Origin of the sequence: Pasteurella sp. WM03, from assembly GCF_004570945.1 — a bacterium.
In the GTDB taxonomy this organism is placed as follows: Bacteria; Pseudomonadota; Gammaproteobacteria; order Enterobacterales; family Pasteurellaceae; genus Rodentibacter.
Genome location: NZ_SPPO01000012.1, coordinates 1 through 18,517, shown reverse-complemented (window position 1 = coordinate 18,517; position 18,517 = coordinate 1). Strand labels below are relative to the sequence as shown.

Genomic DNA, 18,517 nt, shown 5'->3' with positions numbered 1-18,517 from the left:
TCGATAATTTGGGGTAATATGGGGGTAGGTTAGATGAATTCAAGGGAATCGGCTTAATTAAGACATTAAAGTGCGGTTGTTTTTCACCGCACTTTTGAGAAAAATTAAAGAATCTTTAATAATTGATCAAAATCATCAAATACCCAGTCCGGATTGGATTCGCTAATTGGAATGTTATAGTTATAACCATAGGTTAAACCCACCACGGCACAACCGGCGGCATGTGCGGCAAGAATATCATTTTTAGAATCTCCCACAAATAAAACTTGTCGAGGCTCAACCCCAAATTTACCGCATAAATAATAAAGCGGTGCGGGATGAGGTTTGATTGCCGGCAAAGATTGCCCACCTAGCATCTCGCTAAATAAATGATCGATGCCAAATGCCGCTAACACAGGTTGAACATGTTTGGTCGGTTTATTGGTTACAACAGCTAATGTATAACCTTTCTGTTTTAATGCTTCCAAGGTTTCCTTTACATTTGGATATAACCGACTCACATTGCAAAGATTCTCGCCATAATAATGGTTAAAACGCGCTTTTACTTTTTCTACATCTGCTTCACTTAACGTTTTGCCGGTTTGATCTTTTGCCCAATCTAATGCACGTGCAATCAATACCGGTGCACCGTTACCAATCCAAGTTAAAACAAGTGCCTCCGGGGCTTGTGGCAAATTAAATTCTGCTAAGGCTGAATTTACCGATAAAGCTAAATCCGGCAAGCTATTGACTAACGTGCCATCTAAATCAAAACCAATGAGTTTAAATTGTGTCTTCATTAACGTTCTCGTCTTTATACTACAATAATGAGAAATTTATCCTTGGATACCTGCGAGCTGATGTCTCATTTGATCAATCACTTGTTTATAATCAGGTTGATCAAAAATTGCCGAGCCCGCCACAAATGTATCCGCACCGGCAGCCGCAATGTCTGCAATATTATTCACTTTTACACCGCCATCAACTTCTAAACGAATATCAAAACCACTGTTATCAATGATTTGACGAACTTGTTGTAATTTTTTCAAAGTCGAAGGCAGGAAAGATTGCCCACCAAATCCCGGATTCACCGACATTAACAAAATGATGTCAATTTTATCCAGCACATAATCGAGATAGCTCAAGGGGGTCGCAGGATTAAACACTAAACCGGATTTACAGCCATGGTCACGAATCAACTGCAAAGTGCGGTCAATATGCTCGGAACTTTCCGGATGGAAAGTAATATAATTCGCACCGGCCTTAGCGAAATCAGGAATAATCCGATCCACCGGTTTCACCATCAAATGCACATCAATCGGTGCGGTAATCCCATAATCACGTAAAGCTTGGCAAACTACCGGACCAAAAGTTAAATTTGGTACATAGTGATTATCCATCACATCAAAATGAATCAGATCCGCACCGGCATTAAGCACAGTTTGAACATCATCACCTAGGCGGGCAAGATCGGCAGAAAGAATAGAAGGGGCAATAAGGTAAGGTTTCATTGTGATCTCCTGAAAGATTATTGTCGCCCTAGTTTACTACGTGAGCGTAAAAATTGCCCTGATTATTTACAAAAAACTTGAGAAAAAATGACCGCACTTAGCACATTTTTTATAAAAAACACGGTGCAATAACCAATGAATATCATGAATAATTTTGTCGATCTAAAATCATCGTAATCACTTTTAGATATTCAATGGCAAGGTCTTGATGCTCTGCACTCGCATTAAATACAAGATCTTGAGAAAGGACACCACAGGACATCTCTTTTGGAATTTCACCTTGCTCGTAGGCTTCATAATCATCACGCCAATCACCCGCAAAATAATATTGTTCTAATTTTTTAATTTTCGGTAAAAAAGCCTGCCATTTCTCAAGAAAATCACCGATTTCTGCCAGAAAGTCGGTTGATTCATCTAAAAGATTTTCCATTTCTGCTATTTGGGCTAAACGCTCTTTGGGTAACATCATTTCCTCCAAAATTTTTAAATACACAAGAGAAAGAGAGGGCAAAAACCGGTATCGTCCCTCCGTAAAAATCGCTCAAAAATCACACTTATAAGGAAGGTATAACGTGACAAAATCCCCTAAAAAATCAACCGCACTTTTTGATTAAAAGTACGGCTGAACCGGGAAAATTGCTATCAACTATACATCATAGGTGGTGGAGGCCGTGTTACCGCCACGCCCTGTCCAGTTGGTATGGAAAAACTCACCACGTGGTTTATCTGTACGTTCGTAAGTATGTGCCCCAAAGTAATCACGCTGAGCTTGTAATAAATTAGCCGGTAAACGGGCGGAAGTGTAACCATCTAAGAAGGTAATCGCTGACGCCATACACGGCATTGGAATCCCTACCTCAATAGATTTTGCCACCACTTTGCGCCAATCGCCCATTGCATTTTCTAAAATACCTTTGAAATACGCATCAGAGCCTAAGAAAATCAAATCTGGATTGGTTTCATACGCATCACGAATGTTGCCTAAGAAACGGCTGCGGATAATACAGCCTTCACGCCATAACAGTGCGGTATTGCCGTAGTTGATATTCCAATTAAAGTTTTCTGAGGCTTCGCGAATTAACATAAAACCTTGTGCGTAAGAAATAATTTTAGACGCCAATAATGCTTTACGCACCGCTTCAATCCAGACTTTTTTATCGCCTTCTACTTTGCCGATGGTTTTACTGAACAGTTTACTTGCCGCCACACGTTGATCTTTGAAAGCAGAGACACAACGGGCAAAAACAGATTCGGTAATTAAGGTTAATGGAATACCAAAATCAAGGGCATTAATCCCCGTCCATTTTCCCGTGCCTTTTTGCCCAGCGGTATCCAAAATTTTATCTACTAAACGTGTGCCATCAGTATCTTTATAGCCTAAAATATCCGCTGTAATATCAATTAAGTAACTATCTAATTCAGTCTTACGCCATTCGTTAAAAGTGGCTTCCAATTCATCATCGGACAATCCCACACCTTCTTTTAAGAATTGGTAAGCTTCACAAATTAATTGCATATCGCCGTATTCAATGCCGTTATGCACCATTTTGACAAAATGGCCTGCACCGTCTTTGCCCACCCAATCACAGCAAGGCTCACCTTGTTCGGTTTTAGCTGCAATGCCTTGTAAAATCGGTTTCACGAATTGCCACGCTTCTTCGTTACCGCCCGGCATAATGGAAGGCCCGTGTCTTGCCCCTTCTTCACCACCGGAAACCCCCGTACCAAGGAAACGAATCCCTTTTTCACGCAATGCTTCTACACGACGATTGGTATCCGGATAGTTGGAGTTACCCCCATCAATAATAATATCGCCTTCTTCTAAGTGCGGTAGTAATGCGTCAATAAATTGATCCACCACCTCACCGGCACGCACCATTAACATCACTTTACGCGGTTTTTCCAATTTAGCGGCTAAATCTTCCAAGGAATACGCCCCAATAATGTTCGTTCCTTTCGCCGCCCCTTGTAAAAACTCATCCACTTTAGAAGTGGTACGGTTATACGCCACCACTTTAAATCCGTGGTCGTTCATATTTAAAATAAGATTTTGACCCATCACGGCGAGTCCAATCACGCCGATATCGCCTTTTTGTGACATTTTTGCTCCTGTTTTATTATAGTGAAACATTAGATCACTTTAGTATTTAAAATTTTATTCTCTTTTCTTTCATTTCATATTTATCTTTATTCAAAGAGATATATTTTAATTCTATACTAAAGTTTCCATTTTTTATCATATTTTCAAAAGAATGCCTGCATTCGTTATATATTTTTTGATATATCTCATTATTTGGATATTTCTTTCCTATTTCAGAATTGGTGTATTGTGTAGGAAAACTAATTAAAGCTAGGTCTTCGCCATCTTTGATTGATGATTCCGTAGTAGGTATATAGTCAAAAGAGAAAAATAATCTACAACTGTTATTCTTGTTAATTTCTTTAGAACTTTCTCTAAATTCAGAGTTACCATCCCATATTGTATTAAAAGTTTCTGAGTAAATTTGAAGTTCAGGAAGTAGGATATCCAAGATATTACTATTGATATCTTTAAAATAAATTTTACTTTTAGCTTTTATATAACCTCCAGTAATTATTGCAGGTCCTTTGCCTGTGTTTCGAATAACAAGTCCAAAGTAATCATCTTTATAACTAACTCTAGAGGGACCTATATCTAAATAAGGGCGTAAATTAATTTCTCTGTTTTTTTCCTCAATACAAGATGTAATACCCCAAGAAATAAAAGCGCAGATAATCCCAGTACTAAGAGTAGATACAAATTCTTTATTACAGAAAAAATCCTTTATCCTATCTAAAATGCTCATATAAACTCCCTTAATTTAAACTTCTAGCTGTATTAAAACTAGTTCAAAACTAAACTATCCACATAGAATATTAGCATTAAAAGAAAAATATAGAAATCTTACTACTTGTTTTTATTCTCTGAAATCACCACATACTTTTGCGCGATAATTTCTCGAAAACTTTCGGAAGTTGTCGCCCAGTCAATCACATCCACTTTATAGGGGAGATCACTCTCGCTAAAGGCTTCACTGACCTCAGCAAAAAGCCGTAATGAAAGCGGTTCTTCGCTCATTACCACCAAATCCAAATCCGAAAATTGGCGTGCTGTACCTTTCACTCTAGAACCAAATGCCCAAACCTCATAACCTGCTAAGTAGGTTCTCAAAATATCCTGCACAATAGCGAGATGTTTGGGTTCGATATCAAAAACGTTATCCACTTTGACCGCACTTTAATTTTTCTTGAAGATATTTCACTTCGTTTAAAAACTTAGGAATTCCTTGCACCACCAAAATTGCCGTATCTTCATCGTAAGTATGGCTAGTTCGGCTACGCATTTCACGATACTGTTTCCAATCTAACCATTCGCCTTGCAATAATCCATATTCATTGCCTGTACGAATAAGATCCTGAAAGCTGATACCCTCATAAAGTTCTGGATTGGGCGAAATTGCAACTAAATGACGCTTTAACATTTTATGGCTGAGTTCATAGGTAAATTCAAAGCGTTGAATTAAACCATCACGAATCTGAATATCGTTAATATCTTGCAGATAACGATTTAGCCCTTCCTCTAAACGGAAAATCGCTTTTTCCAATGGTGTAAAATCAAGCATAATTATTGTTCTCCACAGAACATTAATTGTTCGTAACAATTTGTAAAACCAACGCCAATACCGCCGGCAACCCTTGCTTTACCAAAATACCCTTATTAGCGGTGATTGAGCCAAAAATTGCGGCAATTACCACACAAACTAAAAAGAAATAAATCACTGAAATTTGTTGAATGACATAACCAAAAATAATCCCGGCAGCCAGAAAGCCGTTGTATAAACCTTGATTGGCAAACATCACTTTCACTTTCTGTTGGGCGACAAATTCATCCGTTAAACCAAAAATACGTTTGGCTGTTTTTCCTTCAATAGCAAATATTTCTAAATAAAGAATATAGAAATGTTCGAGTGCCACAAGGGCAGTCAAAATATGGGCTAAAATTTCCACTATAATAACTTCGCCGCCGCTTTATCCAAATACCACTCCGTTATGCCATTTTGTGCTTTAATTTTCGCTGCCGGATAAGGCAAATTTTCAGCCGATGTGGTTTGGATTTCTTTCAAAATCTCCGCTTTTCCTTCCCCTGTCACAAGATAGGTAATGCGTTTTGCTTGCTTGATCAGTTTTGCCGTTTTGGAAATGCGGATTTGCCCACTTTCAGGGTGTTTTGCAATCACCGCAAGATTTTCATCATCAAAATTGGTTTGGTGAGGAAATAACGAAGCGGTATGCCCGTCTGCCCCCATACCTAAAATAATCCAATCAAAAACACCGTCAGAAATGACCGCACTTAGTTCTTCTTGGAAACGTTTTAGTTCAACCTTCGGTTCATTTTCGCCACGAATTCGATGAATATTCTCTGCGGGAATTTGAATATGATCAAATAACAATTTTTGCACTTCGCCATAATTACTTTCCGGATCTTGTGCCGCAACCATTCGCTCATCGCCCCACCAGAAATGGAGGTTTTGCCAGTTAATTGCGGTTTGGTATGGGAACTGTGATAAGGTTTTAAATAATAATTTTGGTGTAGAGCCACCGGAAAGGGAGATATGCACGGGATGGGCTGATTGGCTATAAATCACAAATTCTTGTGCAATTTTTTCAACCGCTTGCTGTGCCGTAGAGAACGTGATCGTATTCATTTTATTCCTATAAAAGTGCGGTCAGATTTTCCAGTATTTTTTTAGGGAAAAGAAAAACGGATAACCAAACCGATGATAAAATTGCAGGTATTCTATCATAGCAAAGAGGTTAAGTTATCCATTTGAAATAAGAAATTATTAATTAAATTAACGTTATCGCAAAAGTTGTTTTAATTGTGCTGCACTTGGCGAGACAACCGGCAAAAATGCCCCTTCATTCCAACGCCGAACAAAGCTCAATGATGAGTTTTTCAAATAAGCCGCACCGCCACTTGCTTCTAACTCCAACAATAAACTTTTAGCCACGAGATCAACCACCTCTAAACGTAGTGCCAGTAGTTCTTTTGGACGCTCAATAAAATATTGTTCTTCCGTCAATCCATGGTACAAACGCTGTTTGAGAGAAGCAAAATGCTCGCTTATTTGTTGCCAATCTACCACTAATGACTCACGATAAGTTAAACGTTGTTCTACTTCTTGCAATGAACGTTTTGCTAATCCTAGTGCCAAGCCAAATTGGTAACCTAAAAAATAAGGGCGAGTTTGAGCTAAAAAGTCGGGGGCATTATCAGATAAAACCCATTCCGGCTTTAGTTCCACCTCATTAAACGTTAGACTCGCAGTGTTTGCGCCTTGTAACGCGATAAACTCTAAATCAGCCGAACGAACTAACCCAATAGTATCTGATGGAATCGCAATAACCCAAGGCGCCTGATTTTCTAAACCCGCACAAAATACAGCAAGAAACCGATCTTTTCTCACATTGGTTACCCAAGGTAACTTGCCATTTAAATAATATTTACCGTCTTTTTGTATAATTTTTACGTTTAATTCCTCCAAGTTCGCCAAATATTTCACCGTGTTGGAAAGCCCTGTCGCCCCAGCAATATTGGCATTAATGAGGTCATTTAAATAATGTTCTCTAAAATAGGGATTTGAGCTAATTAAAATTTGTTTAATAAAGGTATAATGTCCCCATGCAATAAAACTGGCCGTCAGTGAATGCGATGCCAACTCTTGCAATATTTCAACAACATCCTTAGCTTCACCATCTAGGCCACCGAATGCTTGTGGGATACCAATTTTGAATGCGTCTTCATCCGCAATGCGTTTTAGTAAACCCTCCGATAAGGCTGACGATTTTTGATCTAATTCATTTGCGTTATTTTCTAACCAATGAAGAAAAGTGTCTGAAAAAAATGCCATTTCTATTCTCCTTATGTAATTTAACTAATATTCAAATTACTATAGAAAAATAGGACTGTATAAGATCAATTATTTATATGATATATATTTTAAATATAGGATGGAGGGTAAAGGTTATTCATCTAAAGAAAAGTAGGATTTTTATTATAAATAAGTATAAGTTATCTTAAATTAATATAAGATTAAAACAGCAAAGGACGTGAAACTTGAATTTCACGTCCCCCAATATCATTTAAATTTTCTTCTTCATTAATCCGCTCGGTTTACGCCATACTTTGCCTTGTCTCGCAATGAGTTTATCCGCCGCCACCGGCCCCCAAGTACCGGCTTCGTATTCATGAATCCGTCCACCGTTGGCTTTGTAATCCAAAATTGGTTGAACGAATTTCCATGCGGCATGAACGGCATCTGTACGGGCGAATAGGGTTGCATCACCTTTCATCGCATCTAGCAATAAACGCTCATAGGCAGTCAAGACTTGTGCGCCGGCAAGATCCGCATAGCGGAAATCCATTGATACTTCTTTGGCTTCAAAGCCTGCACCCGGTTTTTTCAAACCAAAACGCATTGAAATGCCTTCATCCGGTTGAATACGGATAATGAGTTTATTTTCCGGTGCATTTTGACTGAATACCGGATGTGGTGTCGTTTTAAAATGAATCACAATTTCAGTCACACGAGCAGGTAAGCGTTTCCCCGTACGCACATAGAAAGGCACACCTGCCCAACGCCAGTTTTCGATTTCACAACGCAGTGCCATATAAGTTTCCGTGTGTGAATCTGCCGGTACACCTTTTTCTTCTAAATACCCTTTCACTATGTTGCCATTCACTTCACCGGCAGTATATTGACCCAACACTAAATTATGTTCCACATCTTCTTGTGTAAGTGGACGTAAACAGTGCATCACTTTTGCCACTTCATCACGCATAGAATCCGCATTAATGATTGCCGGTGGTTCCATTGCCACCATGGCAAGTACTTGCAATAAATGATTTTGGAACATATCCCGCATTGCGCCCGAGCCGTCATAATAGCCGCCACGTTCTTCAACGCCAATGGATTCAGCACCGGTAATTTCCACATAATCAATAAAATTACGATTCCAAAGGGGTTCAAACCAACCGTTAGAAAAACGCAACACGAGCAAGTTTTGCACGGTTTCTTTACCAAGATAGTGATCAATACGATAGATTTGATGTTCTTCAAAGAAACGGTGAATTTGCACATCTAACACTTGTGCGGTTTTTTCATCGTAACCAAAAGGTTTTTCTACGATAATACGCTTCCAACCATATTCTTCCGTATTTAACCCATGTGCCGCCAAACATTCGGGAATCACACCATAAAGACTTGGTGGGGTGGACATATAATAGAGTGTGTTGCCACAGGTTTGATATTTATCGTGTAATTCGTCCAAACGAGGGACTAATTTGCCATAATCATCGGCATCTGCCGTATTGACGGATTGGTAATACAGATGATGACAAAATTCATCAAGGGTTTCTGGTGTGGTATCTTCATTCTTGATTAAAGCTTCACGCATTTTTGTACGGAAAGTTTCATCATTAAGTTCCGAACGCGCCACGCCAAGCACAGAAAAGTTCTCACCCAATCTTCCGATTTTGAAAAGATTATAAAGAGCCGGAATGAGTTTTCGGTGGGTTAAATCACCGGATGCGCCAAAAATGACGATACAGCTGTTCTCAGTTTGCATAATTATCCTTGTAAAAATACCGAGTGAAATGACGGGCTATTCTAACGAAAATTCCCCCTCTAACCAATCAATTAAATCGAAAGATAGATGTCCAACCTATAGATTTATCCGCCACCATCACAAAAGCGGGATTAATTAAGGTTTCACGTTGGTTGTATGTCAGCGGTGCAAATTGCGGATCAAAAATTTGCCCGTTCGTTTCCCCCAATAACACTTCCGCCCCTGCCGTATCCCATTCGCCGGTTTGCCCCAAACGGATATAGCAATCTACAATGCCCTCCGCCACTAAACCACTTTTTAAACTGCTCGACCCCATCACAACAAATTCACAAGGCAAATCTTTCGGTAAAATTGACCGTACTTTTTCCTGCGAGGTCGTTGCTCCCACTGCAATGCGTAATATTGGGGAACAAGAAGTGCGGTTAAAATCTGTGGTGTTTTTAGCCAATTTTTTGACTTGTTCACCCTGTTTTTTAAACGCACCAAAATCCTCCATCGCATAATAAGTGAGCGATAAAATCGGTGCATGGATAACGCTTAACACCGGTTTATTTTTACGTACGAGGGTGATTAGAACGGAAAATTGATCAGTGTGATTAATAAATTGTTGCGTACCATCAAGGGGATCGATGAGCCAATATTCTTTCCAAGTCTGTCGTTGCTCAAAAGAAATATCACAATTTTCTTCAGAAAGTACCGGCGTTTGAGGAAAAAGTGCGGTCAGTTTTTCCGTTAAAAATTGACTGACGAAAAGATCCGCTTCGGTGACCGGTGTATTATCTTCTTTAATTTGTACATCAATATGCTGCTGATAAAAACGTTGTAGATGCTTACCGGCTTGGTAAGCAATCAATAGAACTTGATTCAGTAAATGTTCATTGAGTGGCAACATAAAACCTCCCGACAATATTTTTCATCACGATTTGGTTTTGGGTAATAAAAATGGCAAGACAAAGAGAGAATAAAACACTATACCGCACATATTTAATAGTCCCAGCACTAGCCCATCTTTAATTAACCATGTCCAGATTGATATATCCGGTTCTTTTATTACGACCAATAAATAAGCAATGAAATAAAAATAGAAAAAACCGATCAATGATGAACATAGCACAATCGATAGGATATTATAGCGTACATAGCGATATTTAGTGGCGACCAAGGCAATCAGAAAAGCGGGGATGGTTGCTAGGATAAAAGCAATGAAAAGGTAGTGGCTAAAAGGTACGCTTACATCAAGATCCCAATCCAAAAACCAAAATAATGCGGTAGCTAATCCTTGCAAAATCAACGGAAATAAAATTAATGCTTTGCGATAACGTTTCATAAAATCTCCCTACAATTTCTTATGATGATTTGGTTTTTGGCAAGAGCCAAGGCAGTATAAACAAAGTGCAAAATGTCATAAAGCACATACCCAATAAAGCTCCCCAGAATGAAATAGTAAACTCAATAAGAGAGATGATGGTGAGATAATAAAAAAAACTCACTAATGCTGAGCATAGTACAATAGCGGCAATGTTATAGCGCATATAACGGAATTTAGTGGTGATCAGGCTAATCAAAAAAGCGGGAATCGCCACGAGAATAAAAACGACAAGAAAATTTTGGATAAAAGGCGTTTGGTAATATGGATCCGCATTCGCATTCAAAAACTCTACAAGAGCGGTTGCTAACCCTTGCAAGATAAGAGGAAATAAAATTAATGCGTTAAGATAAGGTTTCATAAAAAATAGGCTATCAGGAAAGATAGCCTATTTTAAAGGAATTTTAAGGATTAATCAGATTTTTTCGCACGTAATACACGAGAAGCAAAAATGATGATTCCAGCAATAAATACGGTTAAGCCTAACAATTCACCGATACTTCCCCAATTTTCAAGGTTAAGTGCCAGTGGGGCTTCGGAACCGCCGGATGTAACGGAAGCCGCAATAATAAAGGCAAGAATCACCCCCATTAAACTTTCCCCCACAATTAATCCTGCCGAGAAAAGCGTACCAAAACGTTCCGCTTTAGCCGAAATTTGTTTATCGCCGGTACGTGCGGCATAGTTTGCAATATGGCGGTTAATAAACCAGGCTAAGAATGCTCCAACGACAACCGGTGTATTAATGGATGGTGGCAAATAGATACCAATCCCCACCGCTAATACCGGTAATGCAAAGGCTTTATTGCTCACCTTTTTCAAGAAGGCATCAATAATAATTAACACCGCACCTAAACCCACGCCGGTTAAAATGTATGTCCATTCTAATTGGTTGGTAAAGATACCTTGCGAGATAGTCGTCATAATTGTGGCTTGCGGTGCGGAAAGTGCTTGGGTCGGATCCATATCCGGACGAGGTAATGCGCCGCTGAAACCATAAGCGTGATATAAAATTTCCAATACCGGTGCAATCACCAGTGAGCCGACAAAACAACCTATAATCAAAGCCACTTGCTGACGCCACGGTGTGGCTTCAACCAATAGACCTGTTTTTAAATCTTGTAAGTTATCATTAGAAATCGTTGCGGTGGTTAATACAATGGACGCGGTAAACAGCGTAAGTGCGGTTAAAAATTTCTGACCATCTGAGGTTTCAAATAAGCCCGTAGCATTACCGATAGAAACCAATACAAGAGAAATCACAATCACCGAAATAATCCCGATACCGGAAATTGGGCTGGATGATGACCCCACTAACCCCGCCATATAACCGGAAGCTGCTGCCACAAAAAAGCCGATAAATACGGCGAGGAAGGTACAAACCACCACCAATAAAATAGAAAGTTCCGGTGAAATAGGCGCAGCTGCAATAAAGTGATGGAGTGAAATCACGATCAACGCAACGGTTGCAATAAGGATATAAATCATGGTTTTTGGTGAGAGATCAATATCAATGCGATGAGCCGATTCCGATTGACCATTTTTCAGCATACGGAATGAATGCACCATGCCTTCTACCATAGGTTTCATTAAAACTAATAATGTCCAGATTGCGGCAATCCCGATAGTTCCCACACCAATAAAGCGGACTTTGGTTTTCCATGTACTCATGGCAAAATCGATTAAGCCCATATCTGTCGGCATATCACCGGACATGGTAAAGAATGGAACGGCAACGCCCCAAGTCAGCACCAACCCGACTAACATGGCAATCCCGCCGACGATACCAATCAAATAACCGGCACCTAACAACGCAAGAGAGAAGCCCATTGGTAATTGGAAAGCGGCTTTACCGGTTTGAATCCATGCACTCGCACCATCCGCCATCACACGTAAGCCATTTGTTAAAAACGCTACTACACCGGCTAATACACCGCCATACGCAATGTCTTTTACCCCTGTATCACCTTTATTATGATTTCCCGCCTTTAAAATCTCAGCGGCGGCAACCCCTTCCGGATAAGGTAAATCACTATTCACCACCATCGCACGACGTAATGGAATAGTGAACAATACCCCTAATGTTCCGCCGGAAGCACAAATCAACATGGTTTGCCAAAATGGAAAATCGTTCCAGTATCCCATCATTAATAAACCCGGCAAAACGAAAATAACAGAAGATAAAGTACCGGCTGCGGAAGCCTGAGTTTGAACCATGTTATTTTCTAAAATACTGGAATCTTTAAAGAATTTTAACACTGCCATAGAAATAACTGCGGCAGGAATGGAAGAAGCAAAAGTCATCCCGACTTTTAATCCTAAATAGACGTTAGATGCAGTGAAAATCACCGTAATTAACGCCCCGAGAATCATCCCACGAAACGTGAGTTCTTTTAAATTTGAATGAGGCATAATGTTTCCTTGGGTTAAATAACAAGGCGTTCACTTTCCCAAGAAATGCTAAAAAACTCAAGAATTATTTTAATATTTCCTCAATTAAAGTAGAAAATATTTAATAAATTATATCTTTATCAGAAAAATTATTAATATTTATTCTCCTCGGCAGTTCAAATAATCTCTTAAAGTATAAAGTGCGGTCAAATTTCGGGCTTCATTAAAATTAGGATCGCGAATCAATTCATCTAAGTTAGAGAGCGGAAAACGAACCAATTCCAACGGTTCGGGCTCATCCCCTTCAAGTTTACAGGGGTAAAAATCCTGCGCGACAAAAATATGCATTGGATTACGCATATAACTCGGACTGGTTATGACTGTACGCAAAAAATGAAACTGTTTTGCACCCAAGCCAATTTCTTCTTTTAGCTCACGATTTGCCGCCTCTTGCGGGATTTCCCCCATATCTACGCCACCTTTTGGAAAACCAAGCTCGTAACGTTCCGTCCCCACGGAGTATTCTCTAATCAGTAAAAGATCATTTCCATCAATCGGCACAATCATCACAGCCTGATGTGACCCGGGTTTAAAACGTTCGTAGGTTCGCTTTTCACCGTTACTAAATTCTAAATCAACCGCATGAATTTCAAATAAACGGGATTTTGCGACTGTGCGTGTAGATAAAATTTTCGGTAACGACGTTTGATCATCCGACATCATAGGTTTTCCTTTATTTTGTGATACCATGGGTGCAAACTGTATCACAAATTAAGCAAAGAGAGATCGTAAATGGAAGAAAAAGACGTTCGCCTCGATAAATGGTTATGGGCAGCCCGTTTTTATAAAACCCGCAGTATTGCCAAAGCAATGATTGAGGGAGGTAAGGTACATTACAACGGACAACGCGCAAAAGTGAGCAAAATTGTGGAAATCGGGGCAATCTTAAAATTACGCCAAGGCAATGAAGAGAAAGAAGTAGAGATACTGGCATTAAGCGACCAACGCCGTGGCGCGCCCGAAGCACAATTGCTTTATCGTGAAACGGATCAAAGTGTGAAAAAACGGGAAGAAATGACATGGGCAAGAAAAAATAACGCCCTTGCAATGCCCCACCCCGACCGCCGCCCGAATAAAAAAGAGCGTCGGGATTTGTTGAAGTTTAAGCATCAGGTATAAAAAAGTGCGGTTAAAAATCTAGTAATTTTTCAACCGCACTTTCTTTTTTAAGAGAATATTAAATGACGGACTCCAATGCCCAAAGTTCTTGCAAACTTTCACGTCGGCGGATTAAATGCGCTTTATCGCCATCCACTAACACTTCGGCTGTACGCGGGCGGGAATTGTAGTTGGAAGACATACTCGCCCCATAAGCGCCGGCAGAACATTGTGCGATATAATCCCCCTCGGCAATGGCAAGTTCTCGCTGTTTGCCTAAAAAATCCGAGGTTTCGCACACCGGCCCGACTACATCGTAAACCACTTTTTCACGTACTAAAGTGCGGTCAATTTCCACAATATTCATATAAGCCTCATACAATGCCGGACGAATCATATCGTTCATACCGGTATCTGTGATGGCAAAATTGCGGCTTTCGTTACTTTTCAAATACTGGACTTTTGCCACCAAAATGCCGGCATTGGCGGTGATTGCCCGTCCCGGTTCAAGAATAATTTCAAGATCCTGATAATCTTTTAATTTTTCCAACAGGGCTTTGGCATACTCGCTGGGATGAGGTGGGTTTTCATTGGTATAAGTCACCCCTAAACCGCCGCCTAAGTCTAAATGTTTCAAGGCAATGCCATCTTGTTTGAGTTGTTCCATTAACACAATTAGACGATCTGTCGCATCTAAAAAGGGTTGTAATTCTGTGAGTTGCGATCCGATATGACAATCCATTCCTGTGATCTTCACATTCGGTAGGCTTGCTGCCAGCTTATAGACTTCAAGGGCTTCGTCCACGCTGACACCAAATTTATTCTCTTTTAAACCGGTGGAAATATAGGGGTGCGTGTGCGCATCTACATCAGGGTTTACACGCAAAGAAATCGGTGCAATTTTTCCCATTTCGCCGGCAATGAGGTTGATGTGGTGAAGTTCAGACACTGATTCCACATTGAAACAACGAATCCCCACTTCTAACGCACGCATAATCTCTTCTCGGGATTTTGCGACACCGGAAAAAACGACTTTCGAAGCATCCCCCCCTGCCACCAATACGCGTTCCAATTCACCTTGCGAGACAATATCAAAACCTGAACCTAATTTTGCCATAACACTTAATACCCCAATGTTAGAGCAAGATTTCACGGCAAAACAAATTAAATGGGGATGTGAACCTAACGCCTCATTAAACGCATGCCAATGACGTTCCAGGGTCGCACGGGAATAGATATAAAGGGGCGTACCGAACTGTTCGGCAAGTTGTTGTACCGGCAGTTGCTCGGCATAGAGTTGATTATTTTGATATTGAAAAAAATTCATATTATGTCTCACCAATTATGGATTTTGTTGGGTTTGCTCTTTTTCCGGAAAATACAATGGGCCTTTTACACCACAACCTGTCGCTAAGGTACAAACTGCACTTAATACTAAAATTGACAATAATTGTTTCATTTTTTCTCTCCCACTCATCGTTAAATCCGCCTTTCACAAGGGGGCAAAAGGCTTTATAATCTGCCGCATTCTATCAGATTTGAAAGGAAAAACTTTATGAATGTTGCAGAATTTCATCAAAACATTGAACAAATTTGGCAAAAAATTGAAGAAGAATTAGAAGAGCAAGGTGCCGATGTGGATTGTGAAACTCAAGGTGCTGTGTTTACTATGACCTTTGGTAATCGCACACAAATTGTTATCAACAAACAAGAGCCTTTGTTTGAACTTTGGCTTGCCAGTAAACTAGGCGGTTTTCATTTTGCCTTCAAAAATGGTGAATGGATTTCCAATGACGGTAAAAATTTTTGGGCGAGTTTAACAGAAGCCTGTGCTGCACACGGTGAAGCTATCCAATTCTAATATGTCCCACACATCCCCTTCCCCAAAAACTCCGGAAAAACCGACCGCACTTTCCGTGCTAAATTCAGTGTTTGGTTATCAATCTTTCCGCAAAGGGCAGGAAGAAGTGATCAATGCCGCATTGAATGGACAAGATTCACTGGTAGTGATGGCAACGGGGAATGGTAAATCGCTCTGTTATCAAATTCCAGCGCTCTGTTTTAATGGGCTTACGCTGGTGATCTCCCCTCTCATATCCTTAATGAAAGATCAGGTAGATCAGTTACAGGCCAATGGTATTGAGGCAGATTTTCTCAATTCCAGCCAAACATTAGAACAGCAGCAACAAGTACAGAATAAGCTGATTTCTGGGACGCTTAAACTCCTTTATATCTCACCGGAAAAGGTGATGACGAACAGTTTTTTCCAGCTGATTTCCTATTGCCAAGTCAGTTTCATCGCGATTGATGAAGCACACTGCATTTCCCAATGGGGACACGATTTCCGCCCCGAATATACCCAACTTGGCGGGTTAAAATCCAGTTTTCCGAATGCACCTATTATGGCACTCACCGCAACGGCGGATTACGCGACGCGCCAAGATATTCTTACTCATCTCAAACTGCAAAATCCTTACAAGTATATTGGTAGTTTTGATCGCCCAAATATTCGTTACACGCTGGAAGAAAAATTTAAACCCATTGAGCAACTTGCCCGTTTTGTGTTAGCTCAAAAAGGCAAAAGCGGTATTGTTTATTGTAACAGTCGTAATAAAGTCGAACGAATAGCAGAAAGTTTACGCCATAAAGGGATATCCGCAGCAGCTTACCATGCAGGAATGGAAACCGCACAGCGTGAGCGTGTGCAACAGGATTTTCAACGTGATAATGTGCAAGTGGTAGTCGCAACCATTGCTTTTGGTATGGGAATCAATAAATCCAATGTCCGTTTCGTAGCGCATTTTGATTTACCTCGCAGCATTGAATCTTACTATCAGGAAACCGGTCGTGCGGGACGGGATGACTTACCCGCCGAAGCCGTATTATTTTATGAACCGGCAGACTATGCTTGGTTACAAAAAATCTTACTTGAGAAACCGGAAACACCCCAACGACAAATTGAGCAACATAAATTAGAAGCCATCGGTGAGTTTGCCGAAAGCCAAACTTGTCGTCGCTTGGTGTTGCTTAATTATTTCGGTGAACATCGCCAAACACCCTGCAATAACTGCGATATTTGTTTAGATCCACCGAAAAAATATGATGGTTTAGTGGATGCGCAAAAAGTGATGTCCACTATTTACCGAGTAGGGCAATGTTTCGGGGCACAATATGTGATTGGCGTATTACGAGGAATGCAAAATCAGAAAATCCTCGAACGTCAACACGATAAACTTAGCGTTTATGGTATTGGGAAAGATAAGAGTAAGGAACATTGGCAATCGGTGATTCGCCAATTGATTCACCTAGGTTTTATACAGCAAGTGATCGGAGAGTTTAACACCACCTTACAACTCACAGAAAATGCCAAACCCGTGCTAAAAGGAGAGATACCGTTGGAACTCGCCATGCCACGTATTTCCGCAATTAGCAAAATTGCTCACAGCCCACAACGAAGCACGATGGTTAATTACGATAAAGATCTGTTTGCCCGTCTGCGCTTTTTACGCAAACAAATCGCCGACAAGGAAAATATCCCACCCTATATCGTGTTCAATGATGCAACACTACAAGAGATGGCACAATATATGCCGACCTCTAATATTGAAATGCTGCAAATTAACGGCGTGGGCACAATAAAATTGGAACGATTTGCCCAACCTTTTATAAATTTGATTAAAACACACCAGAAAGCCCTGACAAAGACTGAAATAGACTAAAAAGTTCAATTTATTCTGCGAGCCTTTAGGATTTATTAAATTTATTCTAGTCTCACAAAGAAGAAATTTTTACACAGACAAGATGAGCTCATCTTGTAGAATATTTCCTATATTGTTAGAAAGATAAAAAAATCTGGTGTAGTAGAGATAGTTGATCAAAATAGGGTTAAAGCCTTATAGGGAAGAGAATTTGGTGTACTTGTTTTAATAGATCAAGTTTCTTTTATAATCGGATCACCAAAACTGAAAAAGATATTTACTAGTTATTGGCATTAATAAACTATGCTAAAAAAGCTATAAAATTCAATCAATTACTTGTAATGGCAGGCAAGGTTTCTGGCTATTCCCATAAGTTTACCAATTTCCTCAGTTGCGTTGGTTATCCATAAATGAACAAGAACACCTAAAGCAAAATCAAGATGATTTATTTTGTTTCGAAAATATACTGAATTATAGATAGAAAAAACAAATAATAGATTAGAAGGACTATTTAGTAAACCTAAGAATAAATTATCCGTTCACAATGGATTGACGAAGTATTATAAGATTATTCTTATTAAAGATTTTAAATAAATAAACGGGGTATAAGACCGAGCTAAAATTTAGGTTGGCCTTCTCCTCTGAGAATCTTGTCGACAAACAGGACATTTTTGGGCGTATCCTGTAAACAAAAATCCCCAAGCTCATCAACTCGGGGATTTATGGGTAATAAAGCCCTGGCGGTGCCCTACTCTCACATGGGGATA

21 protein-coding genes are annotated in these 18,517 nt (G+C 39.9%); 3 read left to right on the top strand and 18 right to left on the bottom strand.

The genetic code is table 11. The features are described from left to right. Positions 1-104: 104 nt before the first annotated feature. The 16 genes from E4T92_RS10125 to nudE all read right to left on the bottom strand — a co-directional run bounded on the left by E4T92_RS10125 (position 105) and on the right by nudE (position 13,617). Positions 105-779: a phosphoglycolate phosphatase gene (locus E4T92_RS10125; RefSeq protein WP_135094646.1), complete on the bottom strand. Its 675-nt coding sequence runs from the start codon at positions 777-779 to the stop codon at positions 105-107. A 36-nt stretch (positions 780-815) separates the two neighbouring features. Next, complete coding sequence (gene rpe, locus E4T92_RS10120) at positions 816-1,490, bottom strand: ribulose-phosphate 3-epimerase (protein WP_077542356.1); 675 nt, start codon at positions 1,488-1,490, stop codon at positions 816-818. 142 nt (positions 1,491-1,632) lie between these two features. Further along, positions 1,633-1,956: a DUF4298 domain-containing protein gene (locus E4T92_RS10115; RefSeq protein ID WP_135094702.1), complete on the bottom strand. Its 324-nt coding sequence runs from the start codon at positions 1,954-1,956 to the stop codon at positions 1,633-1,635. 180 nt (positions 1,957-2,136) lie between these two features. Beyond that, positions 2,137-3,591, bottom strand: coding sequence for a decarboxylating NADP(+)-dependent phosphogluconate dehydrogenase (gnd, locus tag E4T92_RS10110; RefSeq protein WP_135094644.1), 1,455 nt, complete (start codon positions 3,589-3,591; stop codon positions 2,137-2,139). Positions 3,592-3,637: 46 nt separating this feature from the next. Further along, positions 3,638-4,315, bottom strand: coding sequence for a hypothetical protein (locus tag E4T92_RS10105; protein ID WP_135094642.1), 678 nt, complete (start codon positions 4,313-4,315; stop codon positions 3,638-3,640). Between the two features lie 101 nt (positions 4,316-4,416). Continuing rightward, positions 4,417-4,734 (bottom strand): nucleotidyltransferase domain-containing protein, encoded by a 318-nt coding sequence (locus E4T92_RS10100; protein WP_135094640.1) that lies wholly within the window; start codon positions 4,732-4,734, stop codon positions 4,417-4,419. Further along, on the bottom strand, positions 4,727-5,131 hold the full coding sequence (locus tag E4T92_RS10095) for a nucleotidyltransferase substrate binding protein (protein WP_135094638.1): 405 nt from the start codon (positions 5,129-5,131) through the stop codon (positions 4,727-4,729). The genes E4T92_RS10100 and E4T92_RS10095 overlap by 8 nt, the downstream gene beginning before the upstream one ends. A gap of 22 nt (positions 5,132-5,153) precedes the next feature. After that, positions 5,154-5,516, bottom strand: coding sequence for a DUF1304 domain-containing protein (locus E4T92_RS10090; RefSeq protein ID WP_135094636.1), 363 nt, complete (start codon positions 5,514-5,516; stop codon positions 5,154-5,156). Then, the gene (gene pgl / locus E4T92_RS10085) at positions 5,516-6,214 is read right to left on the bottom strand and encodes a 6-phosphogluconolactonase (protein WP_135094634.1); all 699 of its coding nucleotides are present in this window, start codon (positions 6,212-6,214) and stop codon (positions 5,516-5,518) included. Before pgl ends, E4T92_RS10090 begins: the two co-directional genes overlap by 1 nt. A gap of 153 nt (positions 6,215-6,367) precedes the next feature. Continuing rightward, a complete protein-coding gene (locus E4T92_RS10080) occupies positions 6,368-7,420 on the bottom strand; it encodes an acyl-CoA dehydrogenase family protein (protein ID WP_135094632.1) in 1,053 nt (350 codons plus the stop codon). Between the two features lie 232 nt (positions 7,421-7,652). Then, a complete protein-coding gene (gene zwf / locus E4T92_RS10075) occupies positions 7,653-9,137 on the bottom strand; it encodes a glucose-6-phosphate dehydrogenase (protein ID WP_135094630.1) in 1,485 nt (494 codons plus the stop codon). 67 nt (positions 9,138-9,204) lie between these two features. After that, positions 9,205-10,029: a 3'(2'),5'-bisphosphate nucleotidase CysQ gene (gene cysQ, locus E4T92_RS10070; protein ID WP_135094628.1), complete on the bottom strand. Its 825-nt coding sequence runs from the start codon at positions 10,027-10,029 to the stop codon at positions 9,205-9,207. Between the two features lie 24 nt (positions 10,030-10,053). Further along, positions 10,054-10,464, bottom strand: coding sequence for a hypothetical protein (locus E4T92_RS10065; protein ID WP_135094626.1), 411 nt, complete (start codon positions 10,462-10,464; stop codon positions 10,054-10,056). A 19-nt stretch (positions 10,465-10,483) separates the two neighbouring features. Continuing rightward, complete coding sequence (locus tag E4T92_RS10060) at positions 10,484-10,864, bottom strand: hypothetical protein (RefSeq protein WP_135094624.1); 381 nt, start codon at positions 10,862-10,864, stop codon at positions 10,484-10,486. Positions 10,865-10,914: 50 nt separating this feature from the next. Next, a complete protein-coding gene (locus E4T92_RS10055) occupies positions 10,915-12,915 on the bottom strand; it encodes an oligopeptide transporter, OPT family (RefSeq protein WP_135094622.1) in 2,001 nt (666 codons plus the stop codon). Positions 12,916-13,053: 138 nt separating this feature from the next. Further along, on the bottom strand, positions 13,054-13,617 hold the full coding sequence (nudE, locus tag E4T92_RS10050; RefSeq protein WP_135094620.1) for an ADP compounds hydrolase NudE: 564 nt from the start codon (positions 13,615-13,617) through the stop codon (positions 13,054-13,056). Between the two features lie 69 nt (positions 13,618-13,686). Here nudE and hslR point away from each other — a divergent pair, with 69 nt between their 5' ends. After that, positions 13,687-14,073: a ribosome-associated heat shock protein Hsp15 gene (hslR, locus tag E4T92_RS10045; protein ID WP_135094618.1), complete on the top strand. Its 387-nt coding sequence runs from the start codon at positions 13,687-13,689 to the stop codon at positions 14,071-14,073. A 58-nt stretch (positions 14,074-14,131) separates the two neighbouring features. On the opposite strand, the gene lysA is transcribed toward hslR, so the two are convergent. Continuing rightward, on the bottom strand, positions 14,132-15,379 hold the full coding sequence (lysA, locus tag E4T92_RS10040; RefSeq protein WP_135094615.1) for a diaminopimelate decarboxylase: 1,248 nt from the start codon (positions 15,377-15,379) through the stop codon (positions 14,132-14,134). A 15-nt stretch (positions 15,380-15,394) separates the two neighbouring features. Then, positions 15,395-15,511 (bottom strand): lipoprotein, encoded by a 117-nt coding sequence (locus tag E4T92_RS11285; RefSeq protein ID WP_077542342.1) that lies wholly within the window; start codon positions 15,509-15,511, stop codon positions 15,395-15,397. A gap of 96 nt (positions 15,512-15,607) precedes the next feature. Here E4T92_RS11285 and cyaY point away from each other — a divergent pair, with 96 nt between their 5' ends. Both cyaY and recQ read left to right on the top strand, forming a co-directional pair. Next, positions 15,608-15,913, top strand: coding sequence for an iron donor protein CyaY (gene cyaY / locus E4T92_RS10030; protein ID WP_135094613.1), 306 nt, complete (start codon positions 15,608-15,610; stop codon positions 15,911-15,913). A gap of 1 nt (position 15,914) precedes the next feature. Beyond that, on the top strand, positions 15,915-17,771 hold the full coding sequence (gene recQ, locus E4T92_RS10025; RefSeq protein WP_135094611.1) for a DNA helicase RecQ: 1,857 nt from the start codon (positions 15,915-15,917) through the stop codon (positions 17,769-17,771). Positions 17,772-18,517: the final 746 nt, after the last annotated feature.